The organism is Mesorhizobium sp. M0239, assembly GCF_040321815.1.
GTDB lineage: Bacteria > Pseudomonadota > Alphaproteobacteria > Rhizobiales > Rhizobiaceae > Mesorhizobium.
Window position 1 is genome coordinate 1 of sequence record NZ_JAMYSG010000028.1, and the last position, 18306, is coordinate 18306.

The 18306-nt window shown below is 63.4% G+C and carries 16 protein-coding genes and 1 pseudogene; 7 read left to right on the forward strand and 10 right to left on the reverse strand.

Going from position 1 to position 18306, the window contains the following annotated elements; translation table 11 throughout:
* Positions 1-119 precede the first annotated feature (119 nt).
* The 4 genes from NKI99_RS25595 to leuD form a co-directional block, all read right to left on the reverse strand.
* On the reverse strand, positions 120-470 hold the full coding sequence (locus NKI99_RS25595; RefSeq protein ID WP_023810903.1) for a VOC family protein: 351 nt from the start codon (positions 468-470) through the stop codon (positions 120-122).
* Between the two features lie 11 nt (positions 471-481).
* Positions 482-865, reverse strand: a complete 384-nt coding sequence (locus tag NKI99_RS25600) for a RidA family protein (RefSeq protein ID WP_023810902.1) — start codon at positions 863-865, stop codon at positions 482-484.
* 311 nt (positions 866-1176) lie between these two features.
* Complete coding sequence (locus NKI99_RS25605) at positions 1177-2106, reverse strand: Ivy family c-type lysozyme inhibitor (RefSeq protein WP_352612521.1); 930 nt, start codon at positions 2104-2106, stop codon at positions 1177-1179.
* 84 nt (positions 2107-2190) lie between these two features.
* Positions 2191-2796 carry a 3-isopropylmalate dehydratase small subunit gene (leuD, locus tag NKI99_RS25610; RefSeq protein ID WP_127329306.1) on the reverse strand — a complete coding sequence of 202 codons (606 nt, stop codon included), beginning with the start codon at positions 2794-2796 and terminating at the stop codon, positions 2191-2193.
* A gap of 127 nt (positions 2797-2923) precedes the next feature.
* Between leuD and NKI99_RS25615 the strand changes: the two are divergent.
* Positions 2924-3350: pseudogene (locus tag NKI99_RS25615) on the forward strand (GNAT family N-acetyltransferase).
* Positions 3351-3573: 223 nt separating this feature from the next.
* On the opposite strand, the gene NKI99_RS25620 reads toward NKI99_RS25615, so the two are convergent.
* From NKI99_RS25620 to NKI99_RS25635, 4 genes are read right to left on the reverse strand one after another with little or no spacing between them, the layout of a single operon-like run.
* Positions 3574-4740, reverse strand: coding sequence for an NAD(P)/FAD-dependent oxidoreductase (locus NKI99_RS25620; RefSeq protein ID WP_352612523.1), 1167 nt, complete (start codon positions 4738-4740; stop codon positions 3574-3576).
* 29 nt (positions 4741-4769) lie between these two features.
* The gene (locus NKI99_RS25625) at positions 4770-6371 is read right to left on the reverse strand and encodes an ATP-binding protein (protein WP_352612525.1); all 1602 of its coding nucleotides are present in this window, start codon (positions 6369-6371) and stop codon (positions 4770-4772) included.
* On the reverse strand, positions 6362-7054 hold the full coding sequence (locus NKI99_RS25630; RefSeq protein ID WP_352612527.1) for a response regulator: 693 nt from the start codon (positions 7052-7054) through the stop codon (positions 6362-6364). The genes NKI99_RS25625 and NKI99_RS25630 overlap by 10 nt, the downstream gene beginning before the upstream one ends.
* Positions 7055-7057: 3 nt before the next feature.
* Positions 7058-8596: a DUF4153 domain-containing protein gene (locus NKI99_RS25635; RefSeq protein WP_352612528.1), complete on the reverse strand. Its 1539-nt coding sequence runs from the start codon at positions 8594-8596 to the stop codon at positions 7058-7060.
* 422 nt (positions 8597-9018) lie between these two features.
* Here NKI99_RS25635 and NKI99_RS25640 point away from each other — a divergent pair, with 422 nt between their 5' ends.
* Together NKI99_RS25640 and NKI99_RS25645 are read left to right on the forward strand one after the other, a co-directional pair.
* On the forward strand, positions 9019-9909 hold the full coding sequence (locus tag NKI99_RS25640; RefSeq protein WP_352442389.1) for an HpcH/HpaI aldolase/citrate lyase family protein: 891 nt from the start codon (positions 9019-9021) through the stop codon (positions 9907-9909).
* Between the two features lie 51 nt (positions 9910-9960).
* A complete protein-coding gene (locus NKI99_RS25645; protein WP_013528780.1) occupies positions 9961-10167 on the forward strand; it encodes a DUF1737 domain-containing protein in 207 nt (68 codons plus the stop codon).
* Here the strand turns inward: NKI99_RS25645 and NKI99_RS25650 are convergent.
* Positions 10154-10840: a hypothetical protein gene (locus tag NKI99_RS25650; RefSeq protein WP_352612530.1), complete on the reverse strand. Its 687-nt coding sequence runs from the start codon at positions 10838-10840 to the stop codon at positions 10154-10156. The genes NKI99_RS25645 and NKI99_RS25650 overlap by 14 nt on opposite strands.
* Before the next feature lie 175 nt (positions 10841-11015).
* Here NKI99_RS25650 and NKI99_RS25655 point away from each other — a divergent pair, with 175 nt between their 5' ends.
* The gene (locus tag NKI99_RS25655; RefSeq protein ID WP_352612532.1) at positions 11016-11702 is read left to right on the forward strand and encodes a TetR/AcrR family transcriptional regulator; all 687 of its coding nucleotides are present in this window, start codon (positions 11016-11018) and stop codon (positions 11700-11702) included.
* 30 nt (positions 11703-11732) lie between these two features.
* On the opposite strand, the gene NKI99_RS25660 is transcribed toward NKI99_RS25655, so the two are convergent.
* On the reverse strand, positions 11733-12155 hold the full coding sequence (locus tag NKI99_RS25660; RefSeq protein ID WP_023763026.1) for a metallopeptidase family protein: 423 nt from the start codon (positions 12153-12155) through the stop codon (positions 11733-11735).
* 183 nt (positions 12156-12338) lie between these two features.
* On the opposite strand from NKI99_RS25660, the gene NKI99_RS25665 reads away from it, so the two are divergent.
* Genes NKI99_RS25665 through NKI99_RS25675 form a run of 3 tightly spaced genes read left to right on the forward strand, consistent with a single transcriptional unit; the run spans position 12339 to position 18140 of the window.
* Entirely contained in the window at positions 12339-13376 is a 1038-nt protein-coding gene (locus NKI99_RS25665) for an ImuA family protein (RefSeq protein WP_352612533.1), read from the forward strand.
* A complete protein-coding gene (locus tag NKI99_RS25670; protein ID WP_352612534.1) occupies positions 13318-14793 on the forward strand; it encodes a DUF6504 family protein in 1476 nt (491 codons plus the stop codon). Before NKI99_RS25665 ends, NKI99_RS25670 begins: the two co-directional genes overlap by 59 nt.
* Positions 14790-18140: an error-prone DNA polymerase gene (locus tag NKI99_RS25675; protein ID WP_352612535.1), complete on the forward strand. Its 3351-nt coding sequence runs from the start codon at positions 14790-14792 to the stop codon at positions 18138-18140. Before NKI99_RS25670 ends, NKI99_RS25675 begins: the two co-directional genes overlap by 4 nt.
* Positions 18141-18306: the final 166 nt, after the last annotated feature.

Genomic DNA, 18306 nt, shown 5'->3' on the forward strand with positions numbered 1-18306 from the left:
CCTGGTCATCCTCAATGCAAAAGCACGCGATGCGCGCAACGAGTTCGTAATTGCAACTTGACACCCCAGATAGTCGCTCTCCCCCACTCACGTGGGGGCGAGGAACCCGAGCTAAACCATCACCTGTGCGAGAGAATGTTGACCAGCCGGCCGAACGGATCGCGCACATAGAAGCGCCGCACGCTCCAGGGCTCGTCGGCCGGTCCGTATTCGATGGCGAAGCCGGCGGCCTTCATGGCGTCGAGCGCCGCATCGACATCGTCGACCTCGATCGACAGATCCGGCACCGGCGTACCGGAGCCGCCTTGCGCCATGAAGCTGACCTGCACCTGCATCTCTTGATCGGAACCGTAGGTCGCGATCCAGCCAAGGTCCATCAGCACGTCGAGGCCGAGCACGTCCTGATAGAAGCGCTTCGCCGCCGCGATATTAGATGTCTCGATGTTGGCAACGATACGCCGGACTTTCATCGGCCTGCCTTTCATGCCGTGCGCCGCAGCGCCGTCACTTCGATCTCGATCTTCATTTCCGGTCTGTTGAGCTGGCAGACGATCATCGTCGCCGCCGGCCTGATGTCGCCGAACGTCTCGCCGAGGATCGGGAAGACGATGTCCACGAAGGCCTGGTCGGTGATGTAGTAATGCGCCCGCACCACATCGGTCATCTCGAAGCCGCCGTCACGAAGCGCCTTGCCGATCGTCGCCAGGCAATTGCGCGTCTGTGCCTCGACCGTATCGGGCATCGTCATCGTCGCATAATCGTAGCCGGTCGTTCCCGACACGAAACACCAATCGCCCTGCACCACCGCGCGCGAATAGCCGGCGGTCTTTTCGAAGGGCGAACCGGTGGAGATCAGTTGTCGCATGGGGTTCTCGTGAGTTGTGGTGGGCCATTTTGCAGGGAAAGGGCAGATCTGACCATGGGTCAACGCAGAGCGACTGGCGCTGCAAAGGCATTTTTATGTCGGCGGGACAGCACCCCCCTCTGGCCTGCCGGCCATCTCCCCCGCAAGGAGGGAGATCGGATGTCTCGAATGCTTTCGCCAGTTACAAACGGTGCAGAGATAGGCAGAGCGGCCAAGCTGCCGATCTCCCCCTTGCGGGGGAGATGCCCGGCAGGGCAGAGGGGGGTGTGAAGGATCGCGGCGAAACAGCTTTTGGTTCACCGCCGAAATGCCTAGTTCGCAGACCCCAGCGCCTTGTCCAACGCCGCCTTCACATCGGCCGGCCATGTCGCCACATCAGGCCACGCCTGCGGCTTGCCATTGTCGCCGCGGCGCGCAAAATAGAGCCTTTGCTTGGCCGGGTCGACCGCCATGAAGCCGTCATTGCCGCCGCAATCATGCGGCACGCAGCCGCTGGCGTAGAAGGCGCCCGAAGCGGTCTTTTCCGTGCCGCCGCCGACCAGCAGGCTGGTCGCCATATCGGGCATGTCCTTGCCCAGCAGCTTTTCGGCTTCCTTGTAGACAGCCTCATTGTGGAAAGCGTCGATGATGTTCTGGTACTTTTCCGGATCGATGTCTTTCCAGTCCGTGCCGGGTTCCGGCATGTAGGTCAGATTGCCCGAAATCGTCAGCCCATCGGTCGGCGACCATTGCAAAGCCGGTTTCTCATCCCCCGGCAACAGATACGGCACGAAATAGATGGCATTGTCGGACACCGCCGAGGGCGGGGCGCCGCACTGGTCCTGCTCGACCATTGTGCTCTGGATCGTGCCACCTTCCGGTTTCCAGACGATCACCGTCGCCGGCCCGCATTGGTTGCCGCCGTCGCCGACATCGAACAGCGCCACCTTGACGCCGCCGACTTCCACGATCCTGTCAAAGAAGACGTCATAGTTGGTGGCCAGCTGCTGGCCGTCATAGGCAAGCACCTTCTCGCCATACTGTTCCTTCTGGGTGATGGTCAGCGTGCCGCCTTCGAAAGGGACGGGCGCCTGCTTGTCGTCATCGGCAGCGTCGGCGGCGTTCGTCCCCTGATCGGCGGACGGCTGGTCCGTCGCCGGGGCCGGCTGGTTGGCGGGTGCCTGTGTCTGCGCAAACGCGCTCACGGTTTGCCCCAGCAACAAGGCCAGCCCGCAAACGCCGGCAAGAAGCAAACGTGTCATGACTGTCCCTCCACTCAGTCGCAACGAACCCGGCGCAACGAAGGCCTGAAAAGCGGCCGGGCCTCCGCCTGGAGTGTGTACCGCTCAGGCCCAGGGGCGCTGTTCGGCGTTGCGCTTCTCGAACGAGGCGATGGCGCCGGCCTTCTCCATGGTCAGGCCGATGTCGTCGAGCCCGTTGAGCAGGCAGTGCCGCTTGAAATCGTCAAGGTCGAAGGTGACGACACCGCCGTCGGGACCACGGATTTCCTTGGATTCGAGGTCGACCGACACGGTGGCATTGGAGCCGCGCGAGGCGTCGTCCATCAGCTTCTCGAGATCCTCGGGGCTGACGGTGATCGGCAGGATGCCATTCTTGAAGCAGTTGTTGTAGAAAATGTCGGCGAACGAGGTCGAGATGACGCAGCGAATGCCGAAGTCGAGCAGCGCCCACGGTGCGTGCTCGCGGCTGGAACCGCAGCCGAAATTGTCGCCGGCAACCAGGATCTGCGCCTTGCGGTAGGCCGGCTTGTTGAGCACGAAATCCGGGTTTTCCGAGCCGTCATCCTTGTAGCGCATTTCGGCGAACAGGCCGGTGCCGAGCCCGGTGCGCTTGATCGTCTTGAGGTAATCCTTCGGGATGATCATGTCGGTGTCGACATTGACGATCGGCATCGGAGCGGCGACGCCGGTGAGCTTGGTGAACTTTTCCATGGCTTTTGCCCGTGTTTTCGTTGCGGGGGGATTGCTGAGGCACGGTTTACACAAAGCCGGCGGCAAATAAAAGGCAACTGTTCGTGCACGGTGGCACAAGCCAGCCCGATGGTGCAGTCTGGCGGACATGGCAGAAAACGCACACGTCCTCTATAACAGCGAAGCCGCGCTCGACATCGCCGAATTCCGTCGCGTGCTGGTCGAATCCGGCCTCGGCGAGACACGGCCGGTCGATGATGAAGCACGGCTGCGGGCGATGCTGTCGGGCGCCAACCTGGTACTGACCGCGCGCCTCGACGTCGAGGGCAAGCCGCTGATCGGCGTTATCAGGGCGATCACCGACTTCTCCTGGGGTCTGCTACATCTCCGAACTCGCCGTTTCCCGATCGGCGCAGGGGCTCGGCATAGGCAAGGGCCTGATGGACGAGGCGCGGCGGCAGCTTGGACCATCGGTCGCCATCAGCCTGATCTCCATGCCCGACGCCGTCGGCTTCTACGAACGTATCGGCATGAAGCGCATGGCCGACGCCTTCTGGTTCGACCGCAAGGGCTGACGTGCGGTCACCTGACTTGCAACGGCTAGCGGGACAGCACCCCCCTCTGTCCTGCCGGACATCTCCCCCGCAAGGGGGGAGATTGAGCGCTCAACCGCTTTCGCCAATTCCTGCGTCGCAGGAAAGAGCAAGGCGCTGAAGCTGCCGATCTCCCTTCTTGCGGGGGAGATGGCCGGCAGGCCAGAGGGGGGAACTCGATAGAACGGCGGTCTGCGCTGATCGCTCAAATCACATTCAATTCCCGGAACGCCCTTCCCTCCGCCACCCGCTCATACCCAAACGCCGAGCAGTCCACCGTGCGGTAGCCACCATGCACGATCAGTTCGGCCAGCGCCTTGCCGACCGCCGGCGCCTGCTGCAGGCCGTGGCCGGAGAATCCGTTGGCGAAGATGAAATTGCCGACTTCGGGATGCGGACCGATCACCGCGTTCTGGTCGAGCGTGTTGTAGTCGTAGTGGCCGGCCCAGGCGCGGGTCGGCTTGATTGCCTCGAAGGCGGGAATGCGGGTCGCCAGCACCGGCCAGATTACCTCTTCGAACAGCGGCCAGCTTACCTCGAAGTCACCGGGATCGGGTGCGCGGTCGCCTTCCTCCGGTTCGGCGCCGCCGGTGAGGTAGACCGAGCCTTCCGGACGAACATAGATGCCGGAGGGATCGACCAGCAGCGGCATGTCGGCATATTTCTCGCGCGCCTCGAAGACGAAGACATTGCGCTTGCGCGGCTCGACCGGGAGTTCAAGCCCGGCCATGGCAGCCACCTTGCCGGCGTTCGGGCCGGCGGCGTTGACGACGATGCCGGCCTTCAGCGTCTCGCCATTGCCGAGGCTCACTCCCGTGACGCGGTTGCCATCGCGCGCGATGCTGGTGACATCGGCGGCGATGAAATCGACTTTCTTCTGCCGCAGCGCCTTTCGGAACAGCGTCAGCATCGCATGCGCGTCGAACCAGCCTTCGCCGGTGCGGCCATAGGCGCCGGCTGAAATGCCCTCGGTCGACAGCCACGGGAACCGGCGCGTAAGCTGGTCGGCATCCTCGAGCACGATGTCGGCGCCCTCCGCGATCTGCGCCTCGTGATTGCTCTTGAGGATCGGCAAGCCGTCCTCGCCGGCAAGGATGAGGTAGCCGCCCTCGCGAAAGCCGATATCGGCATCATCCCCGAACTCTTCCTTCAGCCGCCGGAACAGTTTTAGCGTGAACTGCGACAGGCGGATGTTTTCCGGGATCGAGAATTGCTGGCGGATCGAAGCCATGGACAGCGTCGTTGCCGCATGCGCGAATTGCGGATCACGCTCGACCAGCGCGATCGTGCCGGAAAACCCTTGCTCACGCAGGTAATAGGCGACCGAGGAGCCGACGATGGCTCCACCGATGATGACGATGTCGTAGCGCATTTTTTCTCCGATCCGGCCGATGGTGTCCGTCACGCCACCGGCACAATGATCTCGAAGCGCGTGCCGCGTTCGCTGTCAACCAGCGCGATCATACCATCATGCGCTTTCAGGAGGGCCAGCACGATGCCGAGCCCCATGCCGGTGCCGCCCTGTTCGCGCCGCGTGGTGAAGAACGGCTCGAAAATGCGCGCCCGATTGCTCGGCGAAATGCCGGCGCCGTCGTCGCTGACCAGGATGCTCGCCTTGCCGTCGGCGCTCGTAGCGGAGACAGAAACCGCCGTCGCGCCGTGCCTGGCCGAATTGTCGATGAGATTGGCCAGCACGATAGCCGCGTTCTCGGCCGATATGCGCAATCTGATGTCGCCGCCGGCTCCGACGCAAACCGCCAGCCTGTTGTCGACGGGCAGCAGCGCCAGCGCCGCACCGATCGATGTGCTTTCGCCGCTCGGCGCCAGGTTTTCGGCACGCGCTAGGTCGAGCAGACGGCGAACCAGCAGATTGAGCCGCCCGGCGTCGGTGACGATATTGTCGGAAAAGCGCCGCCGCTCCGTATCGTCCATAGCGCCACCGGAATCGCGCAGCAGTTCGGCCGCGCCCTGGATCGCTGTCAGCGGCGATTTGAGCTCGTGCGAGACATGGGTGGCGAAAGTCTGGATGCTGTCCGACCGCGCCTGAAGCTTCTCGGCCATGTCGAGGAAGGCTGCGGACAGCTCCGCCATCTCTCGCGTGCCGTGATGGTCGAGCGGCCGGATCGCCGCGCGGTCGCCGGCGGCTATGCGCTCGGTTCGGTCGATCAGCGCATAGATCGGCCGGCTGACGGTACGCAGGAAAACCATGCCGATGAGCAGCGTGCCGCCGATTATAGCAATCGCCGCCAACGTCACCTTGCCGCGTTCGCCATAGAGATGCTTGATGATGTTGTTGGGCGTCCGCGACACATAGACGACGCCGGCGACCTTGCCATCGACGGCGACCGGCAGGGCGACGAAGACACGCACCTTGGTGCCGCGGCTGACCGAATAGAGCGGTGGCGTCGGCTGGTCGGGAATGCGCAGCCTGAGCGCGCTGGCATAGTGACCGGCAAGCGCTGTGCGCACCTCCTCGGCCGCACCGAGCGACTGGCCGACCTCGCCACGACCGGCGATGACGACGCCCCGGGGATCGAGCAGCCGGAAGCCGGCCAGCGTGGTTTTCTGCGTGGCGTCGAGAATACCGGACAGACGGGTACCGATCGCGGCAAAGGTGGGATCGACGATCGCAGGCATCGCCGCCGGCCGGGTCGGCAGCACATAATCCGAGGCAAGATCGAGCTGCGGCTCGATCGGCCTGTACAGCGGGTCAGGATTGACGCTTCGGCTTGAATCCCCGCTTGGCCCCGGCATCGGCGCGCCGAGTTTTTCCGGCGGGATGCCGGCATCGCGCACATCCTGCGCATAGATAGCGGCGATGGCCGCCCCTTGCGCGATCAGCTCCGCTTCGGTCTGACGGATCAGCTGGTTCTCGTAGAGGCGGAAGAAGAACAAGCCGACCAATGGCAGGGCCATCACCATGATCAGGATGGCGACGACGACCGTGGCAAGCCGTGGCCGCCATTTGCGGCCGACCCATTTGCCGGAAGTCGTCAGCCGCATCGGCCGAGCCGGAAGCCGACGCCATGCACCGTCTCGATAACATCCAGGCAACCCACTGCTGCCAGCTTGGCGCGGATGTTGCGGATATGGCTGTCGACGGTTCGGCCGGCGACATGGATGTTTGCGGCATAGGCGCTGGCCATCACCGCGTCGCGGTCGAGCACATGCGCGGGCCGCGTCAGAAACCCTTTCAAAATCGAGAATTCGATCCCCGTCAGGGCAAGCGCCTTGCCGTCGAAGCTGGCGGCGTGACTGGCCGGCGCCAGAGCCAGTTTGCCATGCGAAAATTGCCTGTCGTCGGTCGGTTCGGGCGCCGCCGGGCGGGCGCGCCGCAGGATGACGTTGACGCGGGCGACCAGTTCGCGCGGGCTGAATGGTTTCGTCACATAGTCGTCGCCGCCCATTTCGAGCCCGAGGATGCGGTCGATCTCCTCGTCGCGCGCGGACAGGAACAGCACCGGCACATCGGATGTGTGCCGCAGTCGCCGGCAGACCTCCAGCCCGTCCATCTCCGGCATGCCGATGTCGAGCACGACAAGATCCGGCGCCCGGCGGCCGATCGCTTGCAGGGCGGCGGCACCGTCGGCCACCCCTGTCGTTTTCATGCCGGCCTTTTCCAGCGCAAAGCAGATCACCTCGCGGATGTGCGGGTCATCGTCGGCGACGAGGATGTGATGCGGCATGGATCAGCGGCCCGGCATGGAAAGTTCGATTGCGGAGGGAATCACGAACGGCCCCTTGGTGTCGAGATATCGAAGCAGCCGCCAGTCGCGAAAGCTCCAGGCCCGCCAGTTCTGCTGGATAGTTCGATACCAGATTTCATCGCTGCCGCGCACGCCAGCCAGTTCGCGGACAGTGCCGGCGGCCGCCGTCTTGCCCTGCTGCTCGAGGAACCGATCGAGTGCGGGAAACGCGCCCGGACCGAGCGAGTGAAGATACCAGGCGTCTAGGGGAATGCCCTGGCCGGTCATTTCGAGGGAATGGTCGACATTGTAGTTGGCGATCGTCGCTGCAAAATTGATGAAACAGCCGGCATAAAGCGCCAGAGATAACGTCAGAAGATTGGCGGACAGCAGCCATTCGTTGGATTTTCCCAGTGCGATGCGGGCGATGATCAGGGCAAGCCCCGATGCGACCAGCCCCATCCAGACGAAGGCGGCGACGCGCCAGTAGGTCAATGCATAGATGCCGACATAGAGGTCGAGCCGCAGGATCGACGAAATGACCAGCATGATGTTCTGCGCCACCCAGGCATAGACCAGCCGGCGGATGAGCGGATCGGCCGATGTCTCGCTGCCTGGCCGCAGCGCTGCCAGCACGAAGCCGGCGGCAAGCAGCGCAGTGACCATCAAGGGATAGGCGCCACGATGCGCGTAGGCCGCGTAGCTCAGCCCGTCGGGAAGGGCCGCCCCGCCCCACAGATAGGTGGCGTCGAGCGCCGTCTGCAGCGCAAACAGGACGTTGAAGACGATCAGGGCGCGCAGGATGGCGGCCTTGCCGAACAGGATGTCTTCGATGGTGGTGACGGTTTTGTCGGCTTGAGCGCTGACGGCCGGCGCCGCGTGCGGGATGCGACGAACCAGGCGCGGCAGGCGCGGCCGCAGAAATGCCCAGACGCCGGCGAGCACGAACAGCCAGAAGGCAATCCGCGCCAGCTGGATAAGATCGAGCAGCTTCAGAAGATCGATCAGCGACAGCCAGTAGTCGATGACCGGGTTGGCGGCGCCGAACAGCGCCAGGAAGACGGCGCCCAGCGTCAGCGGCATCACCCAGACAGCGATCGCCGCCAGCCGGATGCGCCGTCGGCCGAACCGGCGCGCCGTCTTGCGCCAGCGGATGAAATCATTGGCGAAGCGGAACGGCGCCGCCAGCCCGAACAGCGCGATCTGGCCGGCAATGCGGGCGATGCTGTGCCGCAGCCGCCCGCTCAGCGAAAGCGCAAAGACGGTCAGCGCCGCCAGCGCGATCGAAACTGACAGGGTGCTGACGTTTTCAGCCAGCGGCAGCAGCGCGACAAGCAAGGCGGCGGGCTTGAGCCAGACCCTGCCGTCGCTGAAGGCCGCGGGATGCACGGCGACCACCGCGGCGGCAATCAGGGTGGCAAACAGGAAAACCGTGATGCCGGCGGGTTGGCCATAAAAGAGAGAATCCGCAAGTGCTGCCAGCAGGATGGCGACACCGAAGCGGCTGCAATAGCTCGGCGCGGCGGTGAAGAAGGATATCATGACCTGGCCTTCCTGATGGCGTCCGGCCGGATTGCCGGCGGGGTTCTGCGGACAAAGGGAATGAGGATCGCCGTGGCGTTCGCGCGCGGCGATCGGCCAGCCACCAGCCTTCGCTGCGCAGCCGGTGAGGCAGGAACCAATAGGGTTTTGCTCGCTTTTGCATGCCGCCTGTTTGTCAGGCCGACGGGGAAAGGGTGGGGCGGATGCGAGGAGGTTTTCCGCAGGCATGTGCAGTTTTCGTGCAGGGTCGGGACGCCGAGCGTCTACCTCCCCCTTGTGGGAGGTCGGACCGCAGGTCCGGGTGGGGGTCCGGCGCCGCACCCCCACCCCGCTGCTTCGCAGCGACCCTCCCCACAAGGGGGAGGGTGGGCGCACAGCCCTGCGCGCTTGCCTCCAACAACCGCAGGCGGCATAGATCACCCATGGAAACCTATCGCCCGCGCCGCTCCGTGCTCTACATCCCGGCCTCCAATGACAAGGCCTTGGCCAAGATCGCGCAGCTTGCCTGCGACGCAATCATCATCGACCTGGAAGACGCCGTCGCTCCGGCCGACAAGATCACTGCCCGCGAAAAACTGGCCAGCATTTTCGCCGGCCATCCCGTTGCCAGCCATATTGGCAGACGCTGCGAGATGATCGTGCGCATCAATGCGATATCAAGCGAATGGGGCGCCGACGACCTGCTGGCTGCCGCAAGCTGTGAGCCCGACGGCATCCTTCTGCCCAAGGTCGACACGCCGCGCGACCTGCTCGAGGCCGGCGATGTGCTTGACGACAATTTTGTCCCCGATAGCGTGAAACTATGGGCGATGATCGAGACGCCCAAGGCGCTGCTCAACATCGGCGCCATCGCCGAGCTTGGCCGTGATCCGGCCTCGCGGCTAAATTGTTTCGTTGCCGGAACGAATGATCTGGTCAAGGAGACCGGCATTCTGGCAACGCCTGATCGACGCTACCTCGTGCCATGGCTGATGCAGATGGTGCTGGCCGCGCGCGCCGGCGGCATCGACATGCTCGACGGCGTCTCCAACGATTTTCGTGACCTCGACGCTTTCACACATGAATGCGCGGAAGCCGCAGCCATGGGGTTCGACGGCAAGAGCCTTATCCACCCGGCCCAGATCGAAGCCGCGAACCGAGCCTTTGCGCCGTCCATGGAAGCGGTGGCCGAGGCGCGCTCGGTGAAGGAAGCCTTCGCGCTGCCGGAAAATGCCGGCAAGGGCGTGATCGCGCTGAACGGCAGGATGGTCGAGCGGCTGCACTTGGCGCAGGCCGAAAAACTGCTGGCGAAGGCAGCCGCCATCGGGTCATAAATGCTCGATGGATGCGGGCGAGCTATAGCTACTCACGACAGGAATTGAACAATGAAACTCTACCGCTTTCTGTCCGCTCCGGACGATGCCAGCTTCTGCCACAAGGTGACGGCGGCGCTGAACAAGGGCTGGCACCTGTTCGGCTCGCCGACCTATGCCTACGACAAGAAGGCCAAAGCGATGCGTTGCGGCCAGGCCGTGGTCAAGGATATAGACGGCCAGGAATACGGACCCGATACGAAGCTCAGCGACTGGTAGGCTCCGCTCGCATCCACAGCCAGCCGGCCAGCCAGGCGATGGCTGCCGCAAGCGTCACCAGGCCCAGGTCAAGAGCCCACTCCGGCACGAACGCACGGAGCGCGATAGGCACCGCGCCAATGAAATAGAGGGCGAGTGGAATGCGCGGAACGCCTCTTGCAACGACAAGAGAGATTACAAACGCAAGTGTCCCAAGCAGAAAAAGGAACGAACTGACGACCAAAGCCAGTCCGAGAGGGCCGGCGCGCAGCTCGATGATGGTTGTCAGCGGAAGTTTCGAAAATACCAGATTGATCACCACTTCCACACCGACCAAACTTGCCAGTGCAACGAAGTTGATGACAAACGCGATGGTGCCGAACAGGCCCGCGCGCCGGCCAAACGCAAGAAACAGGCCGACGACAAGACCAAGCGCCAATATCTCGGCGACCGGTGCGAGAAGTTGCGTCAGATCGGTGGTCGCGATGAGCGAGCTGCGTTTGGCCGCGTTGACCAGGAGAATAAGCGCGCTTCCGACGCCGGCCGCGGAGGCAAGCCGATAAAGCGTAGCGCTGGGCACAGCCGCGCTCGACTGGATGGTCGTGGAATTCTCTTTGCGCTGAGGTTCTTCGGCTGAACTCCTCAGCGAAATGAGCGATTGCGGACGGCGGGGTTCGGCGGTTCTGGCAAGCATCTTCGTTTCCTCATCCGGGAAAACGGGAGCCGCGAAGACCGCAGGCCTGTTCCGATCCCATCTGTAATCACTGCTTACATGCTCTTGCCTGCATTGTAAACAGTGATTACATAAATCGCGGATCGTGCTACAGATGCGTGAAGCAGGCCTCCGGAACGAAAACGAAGGAGAAGAGATGGCAAACGCCAAGACGCCTCACCGCACCGGCTACCACCATGGCCATTTGCGGGACACGTTGATCGATGCTGCAATTCAACTTGTCGAGGAAGGCGGCCCCGACAATGTAAGCGTGCGCGAAGCCGCAAAGCGGGCCGGCGTTTCCCCCGGCGCCCCCTTCCGGCATTTTCAGTCGAAAACAGCGCTGCTGACCGCGGTCGCCGAACAGGCCATGAACCGGCTGACAGAGGCCGTTGCCAATGCACTTTCAGCAGTCGACAGCGCGGATCCCATCGTGGCCTTCGAAGCAATCGGACAAGGCTATCTGGAATGGGCGATCGCCAATCCCACGCATTTCCAGATCATCAGTTCCCGAACCCTGATTGATTTCGACGCGTCGGACAGTCTTCGCGGTCAGAATGAGGCCATTCGCCGGAAGATGATCGACCTGCTGACCCAAGCGCAACACCAGGGTCAACTGGCTGCGAACGCGGATTTCGATCATCTGGTTCTTGCCGCTCGTGCCTTTGTCTATGGGTTGGCACGAATGGTGGTTGATGGTCATTTTCCGGAGTGGCATCCGTCCGAGCCGCCATCGCTCGCCGTGCGCAAGGCGCTGCATCTTTTCATCAGCCGAATGACCAACCTATCTGAAGCGAGATCCCAGAAACCCTTGCCGCCGCTGGGTTCTGGACCGACTGGATAGGAATGGACATTTCACGCGACGCAGAACCAGCTATTCCGCCGCCTCTTCGATCTTCTCCATATCATCGTCCGACAGGCCGAAATGGTGGCCGATCTCGTGGATCAGCACGTGGGTGACGATGTCGCCCAGCGTCTCTTCGTTCTCGGACCAGTAGTCGAGGATGGCGCGGCGGTAGAGCGTGATCCGGTTCGGGCCTTCGCCGGTCTGCGGATTCCAGCGCTCGGCGATGCCGCGTCCCTCAAACAGGCCGAGCAGGTCGAACGGCGTTTCTAGCGACAGATCGTCCATGATCTCGTCGGTCGGGAATTCGGCGATCTGGATGACGATCTCGCCGGTCAGCTTGCGAAAATCCTCCGGCAGATGGGCGTACGCCTCCAGCGCCAGGAACTCCATTTCGTCCATCGAGGGCGAGAGTTCGTCGTGCCAGGTGCGGGTCTTGTAGATGCGTGCCATGCTTTGTCCTTTGATCCCGGCATATAGGCTTTCGCACCGTAATCGGCAAATGACACGGGCCGATGCGCCTGCGTCATCCGCGCGGAGAGGAATAAATTCCCCATGTGTCTGCTTGACTCTTGGGATGCGCTCTGGAATCTATAGGGAACATAACAGGAACAATGTGAGTGGAAGCTGACCGTCATGGCGATGACCGCCGTGGCGCGGGAGACTGTTTTTGCCCTGCGCCGCCAGATCGCGAAAATCGAGGGAACGCTGCCCGAGCGCTTGGCTGCGCCGGCCGCCGCGCCCTTTGATGCCGACGTCAACACCGATCTCACAATCGTCCGGCGTGGCATTGCCGAGGCGTTGCCGGACGCGTTCCTGCCTATTGGCGTCGAGCGCCTCGACGCCGCCCTGAGCGGCGGCCTGCCGAAGGCCGCCCTGAGCGAAATCCATGGCACGCAAACCCGCGATGCCGGGGCCGTCGCCGGCTTCGCTTTGTCGCTCACAAGCCTGATCCTCAAGCAAACGCCGGGGCTGCCGGTGCTGTGGATCGGCACATCGGAGATCTTTCGCGAGGCCGGCTTTCCCTATGCCAGGGGGCTTCACGCCTCGTTCGGCATTGAGCCGGAGCAATTGCTGTTTTCCGAGGCACCGAGACTTGTCGATGCGCTGTGGGTCGCGGAGGAGGCGGCCCGGATGACGGCGCTCGCCGCTGTCATCCTCGAAATTCGCGGCAATCCGCAGCGGCTTGACCTGACCGCGACACGCCGGCTGCATGCAAGGGCGCAAGCGGCCGGCCGCCCGGTGTTCCTGCTGCGGCAGGCGGCCGAGCCCGAACCGACGGCGGCACCCGTCCGCCTCATCGTCACGTCGGCACCGGCGGTGCCGCGCGACACCATCGCCGGGCCGCTGGCCGGCTCGATCGGCCGCCCGGCCTTCACCCTCACCATCGGCAAGAGCCGCACGGCCCTGCCTGGACAATTCACACTGGAGTGGAATCCCGATGAATGCGCATTCGACGAAAGAGCGGGCCACGAAGGAGCAGGTGGGGAAAGAAACCGGCCAAAGAATCCTGTCCCTGTGGTTTCCCTATCTGGCGGCGGAAAGGGTCCTGCGCCAGCGTCTGGGGCGGTCCTGGCGTTCCCGGCCGTCGGATCACCCATCTCACCCGCCGCTCGTGATCAGCCATCGCGACCGCAACGCACAGCGCATCTCGGCCCTCGACGAGCGGGCTGAGGCCCTGCACCTGAAGCGCGACATGGGCATCGCCGATGCGCGCGCCATGCATCCGTCGATCGACATCGTCGAGGCCGATCCGGAAGCCGACCGCCGCCTGCTCGAAGGCCTTGCCGACTGGTGCGACCGCTACACCCCGCTGGTGGCGCTGGATGGCGCGGACGGCCTGTTTCTCGACGTCACCGGCTGCACCCATCTGTTCGGCGGCGAACGTGCCATGCTGGACGACATCCTGTCGCGTTTCTTCCACCAGGGTTTCGATGTCCGCGCCGGACTTGCCGCGACGCCGGGTGCGGCCTGGGCGGCGGCACGCTTTTGCGGCGACCGCATCGTTGTGCCAGGCGAGGAGGAAGCGCTGCTGGCGCCCCTGCCGCTGGCCGCATTGCGCATAGAACCCTCGACCCGCACCAGCCTGGAAAGCGTCGGCCTGCGCACGGCGGGTGCCGTCATGGCGGCACCGCGCGCGCCGCTCGCCCGCCGCTTTGGCGCCTTGCTGCTCCTGCGCCTCGATCAGGCGCTTGGCCGCCTCGACGAGGCCGTCTCGCCGCGCCTTCCCGTTGCGCCGCTTTCGGTCGAACGCCACCTCGCCGAACCCGTCACCCTGACCGAGGACATCGAACGGCTGGTGGGCATGCTGGCGGCGACCTTGAAAACCGATCTCGAACGCTGCGGCGAGGGTGCCAGGACACTGGCGCTGCTGCTCTTTCGCGTCGACGGCGCCGTCAGCCGCATCGCCATCGGCACCTCGCGGCCGATGCGCGAACCCATGCTGATCCAGAAACTGTTCCATGAAAGGCTGGCCGCGCTCGAACAGGATATCGATGCCGGCTATGGTTTCGATCTGGTGCGGCTCTCGGTGTTGGCGGCAGCCACCTTCGACATGCAGCAGGCCGATCTGACTGGCGAAACGACCGACGACGGTGCCGATATCGCGCTGTTCGCCGACCGCATCCGCGCCCGGCTCGGCGAGGGCGCGGTTCTCCGGCCGGTCGCGGTCGAAAGCCATCTGCCGGAGCGCGCCGTCGCCACGATCCCCTTCACCGAAGCGCCGCGCCGGACCACGCCGCCGAAAAAGCCCGGCAGGCTGCAGGCGCCACAAACCATTTTTCCGCCGGAACGGCCAATCCGGCTGTTCCGCTCGCCCGAACCCATCGATGTGCCGGCCACTGAAATGCCGGAAGGACCACCGCTGCACTTCCGCTGGCGGCGCGCGCTCTACCGGGTCACGCGCGCCGAAGGGCCAGAACGCATCGCCGCCGAATGGTGGCGCGAGGCAGCGAGCGATCCGATCACGTCAACCCGCGACTATTTCCGTATCGAGGACGCCGATGGTCGCCGCTATTGGCTTTACCGGCAAGGTCTTTACGGCAACACGCAGGTCCCGCCGCGCTGGTTCATGCATGGTGTCTTCGCATGAACGCGCTGACCGTCATTCCCTTTGCCGAGTTCGGCATCCAGTCGAATTTCTCCTTCCTGCGCGGCGCCTCCAAGCCGGAGGAGCTGGTGGTCGCGGCCAAGCTCCTGGGCTTCTCGGCGATCGGACTTGCCGACCGCAACACGGTGGCCGGCGTGGTGCGCGCCTGGCAGCAGGCCAAGGTCGAAAAACTCTCCTATCATCCCGGCTGCCGGCTGGTTTTTGGCGACGGCACGCCGGACATCCTCGCCTATCCCCAGGACCGCAAGGGCTGGGGGCATCTGTGCCGCATGCTCACCCAGGCCAATCTGCGCGACGAGAACGAAAAGGGCGCCACCCTTCTCCAGCGCAGCGACCTGCTCGAATGGGGGGATCTGATGTCGCTGGCAGTCCTGCCCGATCTGTCGGCGGGGGCGCAGGACGGTCTCGCCTTGCTTCGGCTGCTCAAGGATCGTTTCGGCAGAAATCTCCGTCTGGCCGTTTCGCCCGACTACGCCGGCAATGACCGTTTCCGCATCGAGCAGGCCGCGGCTCTTGCCGAGAGCGTCGGTATTCCGCTGATGGCGACCAACGACGTTCTCTATCACACCGCCGAACGGCGCCCGCTGCAGGACGTGCTGACCGCGATCCGCCTCAACACCCCCGTCGCCGAGGTCGGGCTGCAACTCACCGCCAATGCTGAGCGCCATCTGAAGCCACCGATGGAGATGGCGCGCCTGTTCCGCAGGCATCCGCAAGCATTGGCCGAGACCTTGCGGTTTGCGGAAAGCCTGGGTTTTTCCCTTGAGGAGCTGAAGCACAACTATCCAGAGGAGACGACTGAGGCAGGCGTCGACCCTCAGACGGAACTGGAGAGATTGACTTGGGAGGGCGCCAGGAAACGTTACCCCGAGGGCATCCCTGACAAAGTGGAAGGACTCATCCGGCACGAACTCGAAATTGTCGGTCAGAAGAAATACGCCCGTTATTTTCTCACCGTTCGCGACATCGTTCGGTTCGCGCGTTCGGAAGAGGTCGGCATTCTGTGTCAGGGTCGCGGCTCCGCCGCAAACTCCGTCATCTGCTATTGTCTGGAGATTACGGAGGTAGATCCTGGCCTTCTGGACGTTCTTTTCGAGCGCTTTGTTTCGACGGAGCGCGACGAACCTCCAGACATCGATGTCGACTTCGAACATGAGAGGCGTGATGAGGTCATCGCCTATATCTACAATAAATACAGCGCCAAACGCACAGCCTTGGCCGCAGCCGTCATCAGCTATCGCGGCCGTTCGGCGCTACGCGAAGTGGCTAAGGCAATGGGCCTGTCGGAAGATGTCAGAAGCGCTTTGGCGAGCACGATCTGGGGTTGGTCGACCTCCGAACTTGGCGAGAAGGAGGCTCACGCTGGCGGCATCAACCGCACCGACCCGCTGGCAAAACTGGTGATCGAACGCTCCAACGATATCATGGGCTTTCCCCGTCATCTGTCGCAACATGTCGGCGGCTTCGTCATCACCAAAGACCGGCTCGATGAGATCGTGCCCATCGTCAAGACGGCGATGGACGAACGCAAGATGGTCGAATGGGATAAGGATGACCTGGATAATGTCGGCATCCTCAAAGTCGATGTGCTGGCGCTTGGCATGCTGTCTTGCCTGAGGCGTGCTTTCGATCTGCTGGAAACCCACTACGGAGTAAGGGACAAGTATGACCGGCGGCTGACCCTTGCGACAATTCCGCAAAAGGATAGCCGCGTTTACGACATGATCTGCCGTGCCGACACATTGGGCGTCTTTCAGATTGAATCGCGTGCCCAGATGTCGATGCTGCCGCGTCTCAGGCCCCGCACATTCTATGATCTGGTCATCGAAGTGGCGATCGTGCGACCCGGTCCTATCCAGGGCGATATGGTGCACCCCTACCTTCGTCGACGGCAGGGAAAGGAGAAGGTCGAGTATCCGAGCAAGGAACTTCAAGCCATTCTGGAGCGAACTCTCGGTGTGCCGTTGTTTCAAGAGCAGGCAATGAAGATCGCGATCGATGCCGGGGGCTTCTCGCCTGGTGAGGCGGATAAGCTAAGACGCGCTATGGCCACCTTTAAGCGCAGTGGCATGATCAAAAACTATGAAACGCTGATGGTCGAAGGGATGGTCAAGAAAGGCTATCAACGAGACTTCGCCGAGCGCTGCTTCAAGCAGATCGAGGGCTTTGGCGAATATGGCTTTCCCGAAAGCCATGCCGCTTCCTTCGCCCTGCTCGTCTATGCCTCCTGCTGGTTCAAGACCTTCTATCCCGACGTGTTCTGCGCCGCGATCCTGAATTCACAGCCGATGGGGTTTTACCAGCCGGCCCAGTTGGTGCGCGACGCAAGCGACCATGGCGTCGACATTCGCGACGTCGACGTCAATTTTTCGGTGTGGGATTGTACGCTGGAAAAGGCGCCGTTCGATCCGGCCCGTATCCTCCCGCGCCATGCCGAAATGCGCGGCGTCATCGAGACGAAGCATGCCGTCCGGCTCGGCTTCCGCCAGATCAAGGGCCTGTCGAAGGAGCGCATGGCGGCCTTCGTCGAACGGCGCGGCTCAGGCTACGGATCCGTCCGGGATGTCTGGCTGCGCTCCGGCCTTGATGTCGGCGAGATCGAAAAACTGGCGCAGGCCGATGCCTTCCGCTCGCTCGGCCTTGATCGTCGCGAAGCGTTGTGGGCGGTACGCGCGCTCGACGGCAAGAGCGCCGCCGAAAGGCTGCCGCTGTTCGACCAGCCGGCGCTTCGCCTGCGCGAGCTGGAGCCCGAGACGAAGCTGCCGAAAATGCCGCTCGGCGAGCATGTCATCCATGATTACCGCGCGCTCGGCCTGTCGCTGAAGGCGCATCCGGTCGCCTTCCTGCGCGAGCGGCTCGACCGCGCCGGCGTCATCCCCAATGCGAACCTGCCTTCCGTGCGCGATGGCAGGCGCGTCTCCGTCGCCGGCCTCGTGCTGGTGCGGCAGCGTCCCGGCAAGGGCAACGCGATCTTCCTGACGCTGGAAGACGACAAGGCGGTGGCCAACGTCATCTTCTGGCAAAGAACCTTCGACCGTTACCGACCCATCGTCATGGGTGCCCGTTTCGTCAAGGTCACCGGAAAATTGCAGTCGGAATCGGGCGTGGTCCACATCGTCGCCGAGAGGATCGAGGATCTGACGCCCTGGCTGACCGTGCTTCTGGAGAAGGTCAGCGAAGCCGCACCAGCGGCTCCTCCGGGAGACCTCGCCAAGGAGCGTTCGGATCACTCCAGCCCCGCCGAACAAAGCGCACCGATCCGGCAGGATCTCGCAACGCTGTCGGAAGAAGCGGAAAGGGTCATGCCCAAGGGGCGGAATTTTCAGTAGTGTCAAAAACTTCGATGGCAGCGGGACAGCACCCCCCTCTGTCCTGCCGGACATCTCCCCCGCAAGGAGGGAGATTGGCAGCTTTGGCGCTTTCGCACATTCCAGCAACCGTGGAGATTAGCGAAAGCCGAGACTACATCCAATCTCCCCCCTTGCGGGGGAGATG